This is a genomic window from Parasphingopyxis sp. (genome assembly GCF_052168295.1).
Lineage (GTDB): Bacteria > Pseudomonadota > Alphaproteobacteria > Sphingomonadales > Sphingomonadaceae > Parasphingopyxis.
On record NZ_JBQLZN010000019.1, the window covers coordinates 16,678 to 32,257 of the forward strand.

The window sequence follows — 15,580 nt, forward strand, 5'->3', positions numbered from 1 at the left end:
GCTCCTGTGGGTGTGAGAAAGACGGTCCCCTCTTCCTCACCCAACAACGGAGCAGCGCGATCGTTCCGCCGGCACGGGGTTAAATCAGGCCGGCCAACGGGCTGGACGGATCGGCATATTTGCGCGTCGCCATACGGCCGGCGAGATAGGCCTCTCGGCCCGCTTCCACGGCAAGCTTCATCGCGCGGGCCATGCGGACGGGCGCCTTCGCCTCGGCGATCGCCGTGTTCATCAGCACGCCATCGCATCCCAGTTCCATCGCCACCGCCGCATCCGACGCCGTACCGACACCCGCATCGACGAGCACGGGCACGCTCGCGCCCTCGACGATCAGCCGGATCGTCACGCGGTTCTGGATGCCGAGGCCCGAACCGATCGGCGCGCCGAGCGGCATCACGGCGACCGCGCCCGCTTCCTCGAGCTGTTTCGCGGCGATCGGATCGTCGACGCAATAGACCATCGGCTTGAAGCCTTCGTTCGCCAGCGTCTCGGTCGCGCGCAGCGTCTCGCGCATATCGGGATAGAGCGTCTTCGCCTCGCCCAGCACCTCGAGCTTCACGAGATCCCAGCCGCCCGCTTCGCGCGCCAGCCGCAGCGTCCGGATCGCCTCCTCGGCGGTAAAGCAACCCGCCGTATTGGGGAGATAGGTGTATTGTTTGGGATCGATGAAATCGGTCAGCATCGGCGCTTTGGGATCGGAGACGTTCACCCGGCGCACGGCGACGGTAATGATTTCCGCCCCCGAGGCTTCGAGCGCCGCGGCATTCTCCTCGAAATCCTTGTACTTGCCCGTGCCGACGATCAGGCGGGAGGTGAAGCTCTGCCCGGCCACGCTCCAGCCATCTTCGGCAGAATCGCCGCCGCCGACGAAATGGACGATCTCAAGCTCGTCGCCATCCTCGACCAGTACATCGCCGAGCGTGGAACGGGGCACGATTTCGAGATTGCGCTCGACGGCCACTTTCGCCGGATCGAGGCCCAATTCCTCGCTCGCCAGCGCGGCGAGCGTCAGGCCCTTGTGGACGCGGCGATGCTCGCCGTTGATCCGAATGGAAACCGTGCCATCGCTGGTCATGCGTGCATCCTGCCTTTGCGTTACGAGACGAGCCGCATATAGGTGTCCGCCCCGCATCGCCGCAACCGGAAGGCAGCGCCAATGGCCGACAAAGCCGTGATCTACGTCCTTAACGGGCCCAATCTGAACCTGCTCGGCATGCGCGAGCCGGAAATCTACGGCTCCGACACGCTGGACGACATCGCCGGACGGCTCGAAGACCGGGCGCAGGAGGCCGGCGTCGATATCGAAGTCCGCCAGTCCAACCATGAAGGCCATCTGGTCGACTGGATCCATGAGGCACAGGCGGACGGGGCGAAGGCCATCGTGCTGAATGCCGCGGGTTTCACACATACATCGGTGGCGCTGCACGATGCGATAAAGGCCGTGTCGGTCCCCGTGATCGAGGTGCACCTGTCGAACCCGCATGCGCGCGAGCCGTTTCGGCGGAAAAGCCTGGTCGGCGAAGCGGCGCACGGCACGATTTCGGGCTTCGGCGCACTTTCCTATCTGCTGGCGCTGGACGCGGCCCTTCAGCTTTGAGTACAAGCGCTGGCTTGTACGCTGGCGACGGCCGGCAACAGGGATAAAGGGTTTGCAATGACCACGGACAAAGGCGCCGCCAAGGGCACCATGAATGTCGACACCGAACTGGTGCGCCAGCTCGCCGAGCTGCTGGACGACGTCAATCTCACCGAAATCGAAGTCGAAGACGGTGAACGGAGCATCCGCGTCGCGCGCGAGCCCGGCAGCGTGTCCATGGCGGCCCCGGCCCCTGTCGCGGCCCCCGCACCTGCCCCGGCGGCGCCCAGCCCGTCCGCGCCGGTGGAAAGCGCGCCCGCCGCGGCTGTCGACGAGCATCCCGGCGCGCTCAAATCGCCGATGGTCGGCACTGCCTATATGGCGCCCGAGCCCGGCGCCGACCCGTTCGTCAAGGTCGGCGATACGGTGTCCAAGGGCGATACGCTGCTGATCATCGAGGCGATGAAGGTGATGAACCCGATCGCCGCCGACAAGTCGGGCACGGTCAGCGCCATGCTCGTCGAGGATGCGGAGCCGGTGGAATTCAACCAGCCGCTCGTCGTCATCGAGTAGGCGGGCGATCCGATGATCAAGAAGGTCCTGATTGCCAATCGCGGCGAGATAGCGCTGCGCATCCATCGCGCCTGCCACGAAATGGATATCAAGACGGTGGCCGTGCATTCGACGGCGGATGCCGAGGCCAAGCATGTGAAGCTGGCCGACGAAGCCGTGTGCATCGGCCCGCCGCCTGCCACGGACAGCTATCTCAACATCCCGAACATCATCTCGGCCGCCGAGATCAGCCATGCCGACGCGATCCATCCCGGTTACGGCTTTCTCTCGGAGAATGAGAAGTTCGCGTCGATCGTCGAAGAGCATGACGTCATCTGGATCGGGCCGAAGCCCGAACATATCCGCGTCATGGGCGACAAGGTCGAGGCGAAGAAGACGGCCGGCAAGCTCGGCCTGCCGCTCGTGCCCGGCTCTGACGGGGCCGTGCGCGACATCGCCGAGGCGAAGAAGATCGGCGAAGAGATCGGCTATCCGCTGATCGTGAAAGCCGCATCGGGCGGCGGCGGACGCGGCATGAAGGTCGTGCCCGAGGCGAGCAAGCTCGAATCGCTAATGAAACAGGCCGGCTCCGAGGCGAAATCGGCCTTTGGCGACGACACCGTCTATCTGGAGAAATATCTCGGCAATCCGCGCCATATCGAGTTCCAGATTTTCGGCGACGGCAAGGGCAATGCGATCCATCTCGGCGAGCGCGACTGCTCGCTGCAACGGCGGCACCAGAAGGTTCTCGAAGAGGCGCCGGGCCCCACCATCACCGAAGAAGAGCGGACGCGGATGGGCGATATCTGCGCGAAGGCGATGGCCGATATGGGCTATCGCGGCGCGGGCACGATCGAATTCCTCTACGAGGATGGCGGGTTCTACTTCATCGAGATGAACACGCGCCTGCAGGTCGAACATCCGGTGACCGAGATGATCACCGGGATCGACCTGGTGCGCGAACAGATACTGGTCGCCGCCGGCCAGCCGCTATCGGTGACGCAGGACGAGGTGACGTTCACCGGCCATGCCATCGAATGCCGGATCAATGCGGAAAATCCCGACACCTTCGCGCCCTCGCCGGGCAAGGTCGTCAATTATCATGCGGCCGGCGGCATGCATGTGCGTGTCGATAGCGGGCTCTATTCGGGATATACGATCCCGCCTCATTACGATTCCATGGTCGCCAAGCTGATCGTCTACGGCAAGAGCCGGAACAAGTGCATCCGCCGCCTGCGCCGGGCGCTCGAGGAGATGGTGATCGACGGCGTGGACACGACCCTGCCGCTCCATCAGGCGCTGCTCGAAGACCCGGACGTCCTGGCCGGCAATTACACGATAAAATGGCTGGAGGAATGGCTGGAGCGCAAAGCGGCTGCAGCCGACGCCAGCTGATGCCCGGCGAGACGGATCTCGACGCGCTGTTGCGCGACCTCAAACCCATGCTCGCCGAGGAGGAACACGGCTTCGCGACGATCCCGATGGGCGAAGGCTGGCCGCAGGGGCTAGTGCCCATCGCAACGTTCGCCGAAGCGGAAGGGGCGAGCGTGATCGCGCTTACCTCCATCATGGAGGGTATCGGTCTGGCGCATGAAGGGGGCTGGGCAAAAATCACGATCGGCGCTAACAGCGCGCTCGACGCCGTCGGCTTGACGGCGAGAATCGCCGCCGCGCTTGCCGAAAAGGGGATCAGTTCCAATATAGTTGCGGCTTATCATCACGATCATGTGTTCGTGCCCTGGGCGCGGCGTGACGAGGCGATGGCGGTTCTGGAAGACTTGTCGAAGGCACAGGAGTAATTCGTTCGATGCAGGCCATTATCTACCACAACCCGCGGTGCGGCACGTCGCGCAAGACGCTGGAGATTCTGGAAAAAGCGCCGGCCATTGCGGTCCGCGTGATCGAGTATCTCAAAGAGCCGCCGACGAAGAAGAAGCTGAAAGAGCTGTACAAGAAAGCCGGCATCACCCCGCGCGAGGGCATGCGGGCCAAGGAACCGATCGCCAAGGAGCTGGGTCTGAACGATCCGGACGTAACCGACGATCAGATCCTCGATGCGATGGTGAAGAACCCGATTCTCATCAACCGGCCGATCGTCGAAACGAAGAATGGCGTCCGCCTGTGCCGGCCGCAGGACCTGGTCAAAGAGATTATCTGAACCGCATTAGAGGGGGTAAAGCGCGGCCATGAAGAAATTTCTCAAATGGACCGCGCTCACCCTGCTCATCGTCATTGTCGGCGCAGTCGCCTGGTTCTGGACACCCGACCGCGATGCCGACGAACTGCGCGCGCAATATGCCAATGAGGCGTCGCAATTCATCGAGCTGGACAACGGGCTGACCGTCCATGTCCGCGATCAGGGCCCGCGCGATGCGCCGGCCATTATCCTCGTTCACGGATCAAGCGCTTCGCTGCATACTTGGGAGCCGTGGGTCGAGCGTCTCTCCGACGAGTATCGCGTGGTTACCTACGACCAGCCCGGCCATGGGCTGACCGGCCCACACCCCGATGGCGACTATTCCACGGAGAGCTTCGTCGACACGCTGGCCGGTGTCGCGGACAATCTCGGGCTGACGCGGTTCGTTGTCGGCGGCAATTCGATGGGCGGCTGGACGTCCTGGAATTATGCCCTCGCCCATCCGGACCGGATCGACGGACTGCTGCTGGTCGATGCCTCCGGCGCGCCCGATGCCCGGCCTCAGAAAGTGCCGATCGGTTTCCGCATCGCGCGGATGCCGGTCATCTCATCGCTCATGCAGAAGATCACGCCGCGATCGATGGTCGAGCGCTCGCTCCGCCAGAGCGTCAGCAATCAGGACATGATCGACGATGCGATGGTCGACCGCTATTACGACCTGATCCGCTATCCCGGCAATCGCGCGGCGACGCTGGCCCGGGGACGCGCGGATCGCACCATAGCGAGCCCCGAAACCATGGCGACGATCACTGCCCCGACCTTGCTGATGTGGGGCGCGGAAGACACGCTCGTGCCACTGTCAGCGGGCGAATGGTTCGACGAACATATCCCCGAAAGCAGCCTCATCGCCTATCCGGACATTGGCCATATCCCGATGGAAGAAGCGCCCGATCGCAGCGCCGCGGACGTCCGCGCATGGCTGGAAACGCTCTACGCGCAAGACGCAATCGAGCCCGTCGAACAGGCCGCTGAATAGCGTCCCAAAATGGGATGCATAGGACCATTTCGATTTGGCGCGGAGGCCGGGGGCCGCTAGAAAACCGCCATGTGCACCATCGCGATTTACAGCATGAAAGGCGGCGTCGGTAAAACCACGCTCGCGGTCAATCTCGCCTGGTGCGCGGCGATGCTGTCCTCGCGCCGGACATTGCTCTGGGATCTCGATCAGCAGGCGGCGGCGACCTTCCTGCTGCAGGACGGGAAGAAACCCAAGCGCCGCGCGGACGGTGTCTACGATCAGGAGGTCAAGCCGCGCAAACTGATCCGCTCGACGGCGGTCGAACGGCTGGACCTGCTCGCCGCCGACGCATCGCTGCGCGAACTCGATCGCATGTTCTTCACCTTCGGCAAAAAGAAGCGGCTCGCGAAAATCATCGACACCGTTTCGAAAGATTATGACCGGATCATTCTCGATTGCCCGCCGGGCCTTTCGGAAACCAGCGACCAGATATTGCGCGCCGCCGATCTCGTGATCGCGCCGGTGATCCCATCGCCGCTGTCGCAGCGCGCGTTCGATGCGGTCGTCGACCATGTCAAACGCCACCACAAGGGCCGCACGGCCATACTGCCGGTCTATACGATGGTCGACCGGCGGCGGAACCTCCACAAGGAGGCGCTGGAAAGGCAAAGCAGCTGGCCGGTCATCCCCTATGCGAGCGCGGTCGAACAGATGGCGAGCCATCGCGCGCCGGTCGGCGCTTTCGCGCCACATTCGCCGGCCGGCCAGGCCTTCGCGAAGCTCTGGCGCGGCGTAGAGCGCAAGATCGCGAAACTCTAACACCGTCCCGGCGCAGCACCGATGACGCAGGGCGCGCAGCGCGGTATCATGGCGGCGTGAATCTGCTCGATCCCAACATGCTGCTGCGCGCCTATGCGGTCGGCGTCTTTCCGATGGCGAACAGCCGCCATGCCGACGAGGTTTTCTGGGTCGAGCCCAAGATGCGGGCGATATTGCCGCTCGACGGTTTTCGCGTCTCCCGCTCGCTCGCGAAGACGATCCGGTCGGACCGGTTCCGCGTCACCCGCGATACGGCCTTCGACCGCATCGTCGCCTGTTGCGCCGAACCCCAGCCCGACCGGCCCGATACCTGGATCAATCCGCAGATCAAGAAAGCCTATGGCGCGCTGCATCGGCGCGGCCACGCGCATTCCATCGAATGCTGGCAGGAGGACAAGCTGGTCGGCGGGCTATACGGCGTACGGCTCGGGCGCGCCTTTTTCGGCGAAAGCATGTTTTCGCGGGTATCGAACGCGTCGAAGGTCGCGCTCGCGCATCTCGTCGCGCGCATGCGCCATGGCGGGTTCACCCTGCTCGATTGCCAGTTCATGACAGATCATCTCGCATCGCTCGGCGCGATCGAGATTTCGAAGGCCGACTACGCCTCGTTGCTCGATTCGGCGCTGTCGTCGCTCGGCGCTTCCGTCACGTCGGTGACGGGCGTTTCGCTTTCGGCGTTGGAGGGCACGGATTCCGGTCCGGACGGAGCGGTATCAGGATATGTCATTTCGCAGGCTCTCGGCCAGACATCGTAGAGCCGATGCTCGACGACGTTGAGCGCCGGCCGTTCCTTGAACAGCCAGCCGGAGAAGACCCGCTCCCAGCGTTCATCGTTGCCGCGCAGATCGGTCTCGCGAACGAATAGCTGCACGAAGGCACCGGTCAGGCGCTGGGGCTCCCATGGGGCCGTGCGTTCGCACGCGCGCAGCCGGATGAGCACATCGCCGACCCGCGTCGATTCGCCCGGCTGAAGGCGAATTTCGCGCGACGTGCCGTTGCGCTTGTTGAGCAGCCCGAGCACGGCGACGCGCTCTTCCATCGGAGTCACGCCCGCGAGGTCGACCGGGAGATCGCCGATCTCTTCGATATTGTCGATCGTGTCCGCCGCGTCTGCATCGCCGGTACGCGTCTGATCGAGCGTCAGTTCCGGCGGCGGTGCGTCGTCCTCGGCCTCGCCGCCCGAGCCGCAAGCGGCGAGCGCGAGCAGCGCGGCCAGGGGCACGGCGCGGATCACGGAGACGTTTCCTCCGCCCCGAATTCTTCCTCACCGAAATCGTCACTCATGGTGTCGCCGAAGTCATCGCTCATCGTGTCGCCCATGCCGTCCGAGCCACCCGAATCGTTGATCATCGAACCGATCAGGCCGGTCATGTCGATCGCGCCCTGCGTGTCGAGAATGACGTCATCCTCGGCCAGCGGATCGGGCGACGCGCCGGGCAGCAACGCGATATAGCTGCCGCCCAGCAGGCTTTCGCTGGTGATCGCGGCGCTGCTGTCGTTAGGGATATTGGCGGACGGATCGATCGCCATCGTGACTTCCGCCTGATAATCGTCGGGATTGAGCGAGATGTCCGTCACCTTGCCGATCGACAGGCCCGCAACGCGAACGTCCGTCCCGACATCGATACCGCCGACATTCGGGAACAGCGCGGTAACTTCGATCGCATCGCTGCCCGCTCCGCCAGCCGTCCGGCCGACAAAGACATAGACCAGCCACGCCGCGACGAGGACGACCGCAAGGCCGACCAGCGCTTCGAGCAGATGATTGCGGATGCTGCTCAACTTGGGCTCCAGGCTTCGTAATCGCCGCTGGCGCGCGCGCGGTTACGCCCCTTTTCGAGCGCGCCTGCCGGGCGATAGGCACCACCGGTGCCGGTCAGATTGGGCGTATAAGGCGCTTCCCAGACGCGCGCGGGCGGGAGGCTCTGATCGGGAATATCCTCGACCGTCTGGTGCAGCCAGCCATGCCATTCGGCCGGCACGTTGCTCGCATCGTTGCCGCCGGCATAGATGACCCAGCGGCGGCGCGGGCCTTTCTTGCTTTCATAATAGCGGTTGCCGGCGCCGTCCTCGGCGACGAAGCGGCCCTTGCGCGCCGAATAGAGCGCGGTGCCGATCGTGGCGCCGTCCCACCAGGTGAAAATCTTCTTCAAAAATCGCATAGCGGTTCGGCGTTTAGCGCCTCTTGGCGGGCGCGCCAACTCTTCTTGCGCTCAATGGCCGGTTATTCGGGCAAAGCCGGTCCGCCCGGCCAGCCGACCCGGTCGCCGGCCTCGATCCCGAGCTCGGCCGCCCGTCCGCCGTCAATCTCGAGCACGGCGATCACGGGCTCGGTCGAATAGTAGGAATCGAGCGTGTAGGGCTCCGTCTCGCGCGCGATATTCGTGATCACCCCGTCCGCGCGGATGAAGATCATGTCGAGCGGGATCATCGTGTTGCGCATCCAGAAACTCGCGAGACGCGGAAACTCGAACGGGAAGATCATCCCGCCATTTTCGGGCAGCGATTCGCGGAACATCAGTCCGCGCCGCTGTTCGTCCGGCGTGATGGCGGTCTCGACGTCGAATACATGGTCGCCGGTGGCCGACCGCACGGTGACGGGAATGGTCTCGACCGCATCTTCCGTCTCGGCCTCTTGCGCCACGTCCGACGCGGCGGGCGGGTTGGCCGGAAGCTGCGATTCGGCGCGGCAGCCGAGCACGGCCAGCGCCAAGGGCGCGCCGAGCAGCGCGGTACGAAATAATCGGGTCATGTCAGGCTATTCGCAATGTGCGAGCGCGACGGCAAGAGGCCCCTTCCCTCCGTCCGCGATCCGCGCCTGCAATCGGTCTCCCGTGTCGATCTCGCCGAGCCCCGACCGGCGTACGATTTCCATATGCACGAAGACGTCGCGATCGGCGTCTTCGCGAATCAGAAAACCATAGCCTTTCAGACGGTTGAACCATTTGACTGTGACCGGTTCGAAATCGCCTGCCGACTCCTCCAGCGCTTCGTCGACGGCACTGGACGGCCGTTCGGATGGCGCCGCGACATCTTCGCATTCGTCGAGATCGATGGAGAGTATTTCGGTCGCCTGGCGTCCGCGATCGCCTTGCGTGAAAACGCACTCGATCAGCGCCCCCTCGGGCAGCGTCCGCCGGCCATGATCGCGCAGAACCGAGAAGTGGATCAGGATATCGCCGCCTTCGTCATCCGGCACGAGAAAGCCGTAGCCGCGCGTGCTGTCGAACCACTTGACGCGGCCGGTCGCGCGCGAGGCGGACTGGGGCGCGGATTCCGGGTACGCAGCGTCGTGCGCCACGTCTTCCGACGCAGCATCGAATACGGCTACGTTCCGCTCGGATGCCATCCATCGTCCCCTGTCAACACTATGACTAACACAGTTTTCGGCACTGTTGAAAGGGCCTTAAGGCCCATTTCGAGACGCTATAATCCGTGCTCATGTTCCGGCACATCGCCGGGGGCAGCCTCGATAAGCTTGCGGGCGAGCTCGTACGGATGTCCGGCCCGCATCATGGCGGCGAGCGCCTTGCGCTTGCGGTCCGGATCGAGCGCCTCACGCGCGAACGGTCCGACGCGCCTCTTCCGCGCAAAGGCTAGCGCGGCCTCCCATGCCTGTGCCTCCGCCTGTTCCCGGGCATCATGCGCATCTTCGTCTTCGATGCCGGCGACATAGAGCGCCTGCTCCACCCGCCTTTCGCCATAGCCGCGCCGCAGCAGGGACGCCGCCTTGGCGCTCGCAAAAGCCGCATCGTCGACATAGCCGAGTTCCGCGAATTTTTCGGCCAGATCCTCGATCGGCGGTTGCCGCTCGTCCGCCCAGCCGCGCTCGCGTATCTTGCGGCCGAGATAGTTGCGCAGCTTGGCGCGCGTCGTCGCATATCGCCCGACATAGAAGAGCGCGAGCTGCTCCAGGCTCTCGCGATCCAGCGGTGGACGGGGTTTTTTGCGGGTTCGTCCGTTCATGCGCCATCTTTGTGCCATAGTGGGGCCGGATTTTGAACGCGGCTGATCGGCTAAATCGATCATCGACACAATTGCGACGGCGTTCGGCCGAACGAGAAACCGCACGAAAGCGGCCTTCCCGATCGCCTCACGGGCAGCATTTGAAGGACATCATGGCAGATTCTCTCGAACCGACACCGATCTTCGACGATCTACCGCGGCGCTTTGCGGATTTCGACACGATGGGCGAAGCGCTCGACTATGCGGCGCAGGGCAAACGCGGCTTCAATTTTCACGATGCGCGCGGCAAGCTGATCCGGACCTATCCCTATTCCGAATTGCGCGAAGACGCGGTTGCGGCCGCGAAACGCCTGATCGCCTTCGGCATCGAACCGGGCGACCGGGTCGCGCTGATCGCCGATACGGAGCCCGATTTTTGCGCGCTCTTCTTCGGTTCGATCTATGCGGGCGCCCTGCCCGTGCCGCTGCCGCTGCCGACATCCTTTGGCGGCAAGGACGGCTATATCGATCAGCTCGCGGTGCAGTTGCGTAGTTCAGAGCCCAAGCTGCTGCTGTATCCAGCGGAAATCGCCGAGATATCGCAGGCGGCCGCCGATGCCTGTTCTGTGCCGGGAGAAGCCTGGGAAAGTTTCGCCGAGCGTGACGCGCCGGATGCGGAATTTCCGAAGGCGAGCCCCGATGACGTCGCCTATCTCCAATATTCGAGCGGCTCGACCCGCTTTCCCCATGGCGTGATCATCAGCCACAAGGCGCTGCTCCATAATCTGGGTTCACACGCCAACGGCATGCTGATCGGCGAGAAGGACCGGTGCATTTCCTGGCTGCCCTTCTATCACGATATGGGCCTGGTCGGCTGCATGCTCTCGATGGTCGCGAACCAGGTCTCCACCGACTATCTGAAGACCGCGGATTTCGCCCGCCGCCCGCTCGCCTGGCTCGACCTGATCAGCCGCAATCCCGGCACGTCGTGCAGCTATTCGCCGACCTTCGGCTACGATATCTGCGCCCGCCGGATCGGCAGCCAGTCCAATGTGAAGGAACGGTTCGACCTGTCGCGCTGGCGGCTCGCCGGCAATGGCGCCGACATGATCCGGCCCGACGTGATGCAGCATTTCACCGACGCCTTCGCCGATGCAGGCTTCGATCCCAAATGCTTCGTACCGAGCTACGGCCTTGCCGAAGCGACGCTCGCCGTCACGCTGATGCCGGCCGGCGAAGGGATCGTCGTCGATCTCGTCGAGGAGAGCGCGCTTTCCGGTGTGCCCGAGGCCGATAATGACGAACCGAAACGCTATCGCGCGATCGTCAATTGCGGCAAGCCGGTGCGCGACACCATGATCGAGATCCGCGACGAAGACGGTTCCGTGCTCCCCGAAAAATCGATCGGCCAGGTATGGGTCGACGGCCCCGCCGTGATGGACGGCTATTTCCGCGATCAGGAAGCGACCGATGCCTGCATGAGGGACGGTTGGCTGGACACCGGTGATATGGGCTATCTGTCGGACGGCTATCTCTATGTCGTCGGCCGCGCCAAGGACATGATCATCATCAACGGCAAGAATCATTGGCCGCAGGACATCGAATGGGCGGTCGAACAACTGCCCGGATTCAAGTCCGGCGACATCGCCGCCTTCGCGATCACCGCAGCGGGTGGCGAGGAAACGCCGGCGGTTCTTGTGCAGTGCCGCACGTCCGATCTTAACGAACGCGCAAGACTGCACGGCCTGATCCGCGACAAGGTGCGCGCGATCACCGGCATGAACTGCGTGATCGAGCTGGTCCCGCCGCGCACCCTGCCGCGCACGAGTTCGGGCAAGCTCAGCCGGGCGAAAGCGCGCAACCTGTACCTGTCCGGCGAAATCCAACCTTATGATATTGCAGCCTGAACCGGCGCTAACCAATTTGCGGTAAAGCCGCTCTTAACCGTCCTGTTCCGGCTTTCGGAAAGGGTTTTTCCCTATCCGACAGTCAAAGGGACGGTAATGGCGACACAGGACACCAACCAGCTTGGCTGGCTGGAAATTCTAGGCTTTCGCGAACCGCGCGACGGTGAGTGGAAGCTCGTGCGCGCCGCCCAGCTCCGCGAACTTAGCAAAAACTCCCTGCTCCCGATGGCGGCGGTCATACTCGCGACCATCTCGTCCGCCACCCTGTTCTGGGGATCGGTGCCGTCGGAAATCATGACGCTATGGCTGATAATCCTCGGCATCGGGCTGGTCTCAGTCGCAACGGCGCGCGCCGCGAATTTGAGGCGGACCGGCGGGGCACGCCGCGTCGATATCATGCGCGCAGCGGGCAATTGCGCGATCCTCGGCCTGTTCTGGTCCATTCCGCCGCTCTTTTTCGCCGAATATGGCGATCTCGAGCAGATCGTAACGATCGCCGCGTTCAGTCTGGCGATCATGGGCGCGACGGCGCTGATGCTCAGCGTCGTACCGCTTGCCGGTATCATGCTCAACGGACTGGTCGGGATCAGCCTCAGCGTGATGCTCTACAAATTCGGCCTGAACCTGCTGGCCGGTCTTACCTTTTCCTACATGCTGTGCCTGACCTTTACCCTGCTCATCAACGGCAGGGCTGCCATCGCCCGTATGCGCAACGACCTTGCTCTGGCGGAGCAGCGCGACGTCGTGAGGCTGATGTTGCGGCAGGAGAACTCCGCCGAAAGCGACTGGCTGTGGCAGGTGGACGCACGAAAAGGCATCGTCGATCCCTCCCCGCGTTTCACCGCCGCCACCGGCCTTGGTGTCACGGAACTTGAGGGTATGCCGCTGATGCGCCTGATCGCGGGGGCGGATTGGGAAAATGGCGAGTTGCGCGAGGAAGCGGCCGACCTGCTCGAGAAGATGCGCGCCGGACAGACGTTCAGCGACCATCTGGTGCCCTTGCAGATCGGCGATGCAGAACGCTGGTGGAAGATTTCCGGAACGCCGCGGCTCAGCGAAAACCGGCATGTCGTCGGCTACCGCGGCGTTATCGCCGACGTGACAGACCGCGAAGCAATCGAACGGAAAATCCATCACATGGCGCATTTCGACGCGCTGACCGGACTGCCCAACCGCGCCCATACCAACGAACTCCTGCGCGACCGGATCGCCAAAGCCGCGTCGGGCAATCACTATTGCGCATTTCTCATGATTGATCTCGATCGCTTCAAGGCGATCAACGACACGGCAGGTCACCCGGTCGGCGACCAGTTGCTGGAGCAAGTCGCGCAGCGATTGAAAGAGCTCACGCAACCCGGCGATTGCTGCGGCCGGCTGGGCGGCGACGAATTCGCGATGGTCGTCGCCGATATCCAGTCGTCCCAGGATCTCGACCGCCGTGCGCGCGAGATCATTATCGCCTTGTCAGCGCCCTATGAGGTGGACGAGCAAATACTGCATATCGGCGCGAGTGTCGGTTCGGCCGTATATCCCAAGGACGGCGGATCGGCCGGCTCGTTGCTGCGCAAGGCCGATCTTGCGCTCTATCGCGCCAAGGGCAGCGGCCGCGGCACGCATTCCCCGTTCGAGCCCGCGTTGCTGCAGAAAGCTGAAGAACGCCGCGCCATCGAAACCGCGCTGCGCGACGCACTGAAGAATGAGGAGCTGCATCTCGCCTATCAGCCGGTGGTGACGCTTGCGACCGGCGAGGTGGCCGGTTTCGAGGCACTGCTGCGCTGGACGCATCCGGAACTGGGCGATATTTCGCCCGACAAGTTCATCCCGATCGCCGAGGAAACGCGCCTTATCGACCCGATCGGCGAATGGGTGTTCCGCAAGGCCTGCACCGACGCTGTGGCCTGGCCCGAGCAATATCGGCTTGCGATCAACCTGTCGGCCGGCCAGCTGCGCAATCCGCGTCTCAGCGCGGCGATCATCTCCGCGCTCTCCCAGTCCGGGCTCGCGCCCAACCGGCTCGAGCTGGAGACCACCGAGGCGATCCTGGGCAAGGACAATGAGCAGGCGATCAAGACGTTCGAACAGCTGCGCGCGCTTGGCGTGACGATGGCGCTCGACGATTTCGGCTCGGGCTATTCGACGCTCGGCTTTATCGGCAAGGCGAGCTTCAATTCGATCAAGATCGACAGCCGCTTCATTCGGGACGCGCAGAAGGGTTCGAAATCGAGCATCGCGATCATTCGCGCGGTCATTGCCATGGCCGACAGCCTCGGGATCGCAACGATTGCCGAGGGTATCGAGAATGATCAGCAATATGCGATCGCCGAACGGCTCGGCGTCGCACAGGTCCAGGGTTATTTCCTCGATGCCCCGATGCATGCCGAAGAGGTCGAGGCGCGGGTCGGCGGCGAGGACGGCCGGGCGGTCGCCTGAACCCGGCGTTCTGGCGGGCCGCGACGGCCAGAATGCCCTTGCATCCCCCTCTGCGCCCCGTTAAACGCGCCATTCTTGGACTCGGAGGAGCGTAGCTCAGTTGGTAGAGCATCGGTCTCCAAAACCGAGGGTCGTGGGTTCGAGCCCCTCCGCTCCTGCCATCCGGTCTTCGACTAGTCCGGCAGGCACGTCTTGAAAGGCAAGCCTGCGGGTCCGAGATAGAGTGTAACACTCACGCCAATGTCGGCCGGAAGGGCCGATGGCGGCGTGTGTGCTTTTGTGGTTTCGAGTGTTCGATTTGGAACGGGGTGAGCAGAACCGTGGCAAAGACTAGCCCAGGCGAGTTCGTTCGGCAGGTACGCGCCGAGACGTCGAAAGTCGTTTGGCCGACGCGCCAGGAAACGATTCAGACGGGTATCATGGTCATGATCATGACCTTCATCCTGGCCATGTTCTTTCTGGGCGTCGATTCGTTCTTCAACATGATCGTTCGCTTCCTCATCGGTCTCGTCAGCTAAACGGTTTCGGCTAGCAGTTTCAGGCAGAAGATTAGAGCTAAGGTATTTGCATCCATGTCGCGCTGGTACATCATTCACGCCTATTCGGGCTTCGAGAACAAGGTTCGGGACGCCATCATGGCCGAAGCCACGCGCATGGGCCTCGAGCAGCTCGTCGAGGAAGTCGAGGTGCCTACCGAAGAAGTCACCGAGGTCAAGCGCGGCAAAAAGGTGCAGACCGAGCGCAAATTCTTCCCCGGCTATGTGCTCGCCAAGCTGAACATGACCGACGATGTTTATCACCTCGTCAAGAACACGCCGAAGGTAACCGGTTTCCTCGGATCGAGCGGCAAGCCGCAGCCGATCAGCGAAGCCGAAGCCGCGCGTATCCTCAATACGAAGGAGGAAGCCGCCGCGGCGCCGAAGCAGAAGATCAATGTCGATTACGAAATCGGCGATCAGATCAAGGTGCTCGACGGCCCATTCGCGAGCTTCAACGGCGTGGTCGAGGAACTGGATTTCGACCGGGCCCGCGTGAAGGTATCGGTATCGATCTTCGGCCGCGCCACGCCGGTCGAACTGGAATTCGAGCAGGTCGAACTGGTCAAATAGGAATTTTACGAGTTTCCGGATGGTCCGGAAAGTGCGGGAGGCAGGGCCACTGCCGCTGGTACCGCTAAGCCAAGAGAAAAGGTGAGA

General features: G+C 63.2%; 18 protein-coding genes, 1 tRNA gene and 1 pseudogene. 13 read left to right on the top strand and 7 right to left on the bottom strand.

The annotated features are described in order from the left end of the window. Positions 1–79: 79 nt before the first annotated feature. Positions 80–1,075, bottom strand: a complete 996-nt coding sequence (gene thiS / locus ACTS1Z_RS02975; RefSeq protein WP_442622950.1) for a sulfur carrier protein ThiS — start codon at positions 1,073–1,075, stop codon at positions 80–82. An 81-nt stretch (positions 1,076–1,156) separates the two neighbouring features. Here thiS and aroQ point away from each other — a divergent pair, with 81 nt between their 5' ends. From aroQ to aat, 8 genes are all read left to right on the top strand, one after another. Continuing rightward, positions 1,157–1,597: a type II 3-dehydroquinate dehydratase gene (aroQ, locus tag ACTS1Z_RS02980; RefSeq protein WP_442622951.1), complete on the top strand. Its 441-nt coding sequence runs from the start codon at positions 1,157–1,159 to the stop codon at positions 1,595–1,597. A gap of 57 nt (positions 1,598–1,654) precedes the next feature. Next, positions 1,655–2,149 carry an acetyl-CoA carboxylase biotin carboxyl carrier protein gene (gene accB / locus ACTS1Z_RS02985; RefSeq protein WP_442622952.1) on the top strand — a complete coding sequence of 165 codons (495 nt, stop codon included), beginning with the start codon at positions 1,655–1,657 and terminating at the stop codon, positions 2,147–2,149. Positions 2,150–2,161: 12 nt separating this feature from the next. Next, positions 2,162–3,523 (top strand): acetyl-CoA carboxylase biotin carboxylase subunit, encoded by a 1,362-nt coding sequence (gene accC, locus ACTS1Z_RS02990; protein WP_442622953.1) that lies wholly within the window; start codon positions 2,162–2,164, stop codon positions 3,521–3,523. Then, positions 3,523–3,927, top strand: coding sequence for an ACT domain-containing protein (locus tag ACTS1Z_RS02995; RefSeq protein WP_442622954.1), 405 nt, complete (start codon positions 3,523–3,525; stop codon positions 3,925–3,927). The genes accC and ACTS1Z_RS02995 overlap by 1 nt, the downstream gene beginning before the upstream one ends. Positions 3,928–3,935: 8 nt before the next feature. Then, entirely contained in the window at positions 3,936–4,286 is a 351-nt protein-coding gene (arsC, locus tag ACTS1Z_RS03000; protein ID WP_299321280.1) for an arsenate reductase (glutaredoxin), read from the top strand. A gap of 28 nt (positions 4,287–4,314) precedes the next feature. Continuing rightward, a complete protein-coding gene (locus ACTS1Z_RS03005; RefSeq protein WP_442622955.1) occupies positions 4,315–5,301 on the top strand; it encodes an alpha/beta fold hydrolase in 987 nt (328 codons plus the stop codon). 69 nt (positions 5,302–5,370) lie between these two features. Continuing rightward, positions 5,371–6,102 carry a ParA family protein gene (locus tag ACTS1Z_RS03010; RefSeq protein WP_442622956.1) on the top strand — a complete coding sequence of 244 codons (732 nt, stop codon included), beginning with the start codon at positions 5,371–5,373 and terminating at the stop codon, positions 6,100–6,102. A 56-nt stretch (positions 6,103–6,158) separates the two neighbouring features. Continuing rightward, the gene (gene aat / locus ACTS1Z_RS03015; protein WP_442622957.1) at positions 6,159–6,857 is read left to right on the top strand and encodes a leucyl/phenylalanyl-tRNA--protein transferase; all 699 of its coding nucleotides are present in this window, start codon (positions 6,159–6,161) and stop codon (positions 6,855–6,857) included. 35 nt (positions 6,858–6,892) lie between these two features. On the opposite strand, the pseudogene ACTS1Z_RS03020 reads toward aat, so the two are convergent. From ACTS1Z_RS03020 to ACTS1Z_RS03045, 6 genes and pseudogenes are all read right to left on the bottom strand, one after another. Next, a pseudogene (locus tag ACTS1Z_RS03020) lies at positions 6,893–7,141 on the bottom strand (DUF2155 domain-containing protein); the annotation flags it as partial. Between the two features lie 191 nt (positions 7,142–7,332). Then, a complete protein-coding gene (gene mlaD, locus ACTS1Z_RS03025) occupies positions 7,333–7,884 on the bottom strand; it encodes an outer membrane lipid asymmetry maintenance protein MlaD (protein ID WP_442622958.1) in 552 nt (183 codons plus the stop codon). Beyond that, on the bottom strand, positions 7,881–8,264 hold the full coding sequence (locus tag ACTS1Z_RS03030) for an NADH:ubiquinone oxidoreductase subunit NDUFA12 (protein ID WP_442622959.1): 384 nt from the start codon (positions 8,262–8,264) through the stop codon (positions 7,881–7,883). The genes mlaD and ACTS1Z_RS03030 overlap by 4 nt, the downstream gene beginning before the upstream one ends. Positions 8,265–8,326: 62 nt before the next feature. Then, positions 8,327–8,854, bottom strand: a complete 528-nt coding sequence (locus ACTS1Z_RS03035) for a DUF192 domain-containing protein (RefSeq protein ID WP_442622960.1) — start codon at positions 8,852–8,854, stop codon at positions 8,327–8,329. Positions 8,855–8,860: 6 nt separating this feature from the next. Then, a complete protein-coding gene (locus ACTS1Z_RS03040; RefSeq protein WP_442622961.1) occupies positions 8,861–9,451 on the bottom strand; it encodes a cold-shock protein in 591 nt (196 codons plus the stop codon). 77 nt (positions 9,452–9,528) lie between these two features. Beyond that, positions 9,529–10,068, bottom strand: a complete 540-nt coding sequence (locus tag ACTS1Z_RS03045; RefSeq protein ID WP_442622962.1) for a RecX family transcriptional regulator — start codon at positions 10,066–10,068, stop codon at positions 9,529–9,531. A gap of 152 nt (positions 10,069–10,220) precedes the next feature. On the opposite strand from ACTS1Z_RS03045, the gene ACTS1Z_RS03050 reads away from it, so the two are divergent. The 5 genes from ACTS1Z_RS03050 (at position 10,221) to nusG (ending at position 15,493) form a co-directional block, all read left to right on the top strand. Continuing rightward, positions 10,221–11,954, top strand: a complete 1,734-nt coding sequence (locus ACTS1Z_RS03050) for a fatty acyl-AMP ligase (RefSeq protein ID WP_442622963.1) — start codon at positions 10,221–10,223, stop codon at positions 11,952–11,954. Between the two features lie 96 nt (positions 11,955–12,050). Next, on the top strand, positions 12,051–14,384 hold the full coding sequence (locus ACTS1Z_RS03055) for a putative bifunctional diguanylate cyclase/phosphodiesterase (RefSeq protein WP_442622964.1): 2,334 nt from the start codon (positions 12,051–12,053) through the stop codon (positions 14,382–14,384). 85 nt (positions 14,385–14,469) lie between these two features. Further along, positions 14,470–14,545, top strand: a tRNA-Trp gene (locus ACTS1Z_RS03060). 159 nt (positions 14,546–14,704) lie between these two features. Then, positions 14,705–14,902 carry a preprotein translocase subunit SecE gene (secE, locus tag ACTS1Z_RS03065; protein ID WP_299321264.1) on the top strand — a complete coding sequence of 66 codons (198 nt, stop codon included), beginning with the start codon at positions 14,705–14,707 and terminating at the stop codon, positions 14,900–14,902. 54 nt (positions 14,903–14,956) lie between these two features. Beyond that, complete coding sequence (nusG, locus tag ACTS1Z_RS03070) at positions 14,957–15,493, top strand: transcription termination/antitermination protein NusG (protein WP_176869031.1); 537 nt, start codon at positions 14,957–14,959, stop codon at positions 15,491–15,493. Positions 15,494–15,580: the final 87 nt, after the last annotated feature.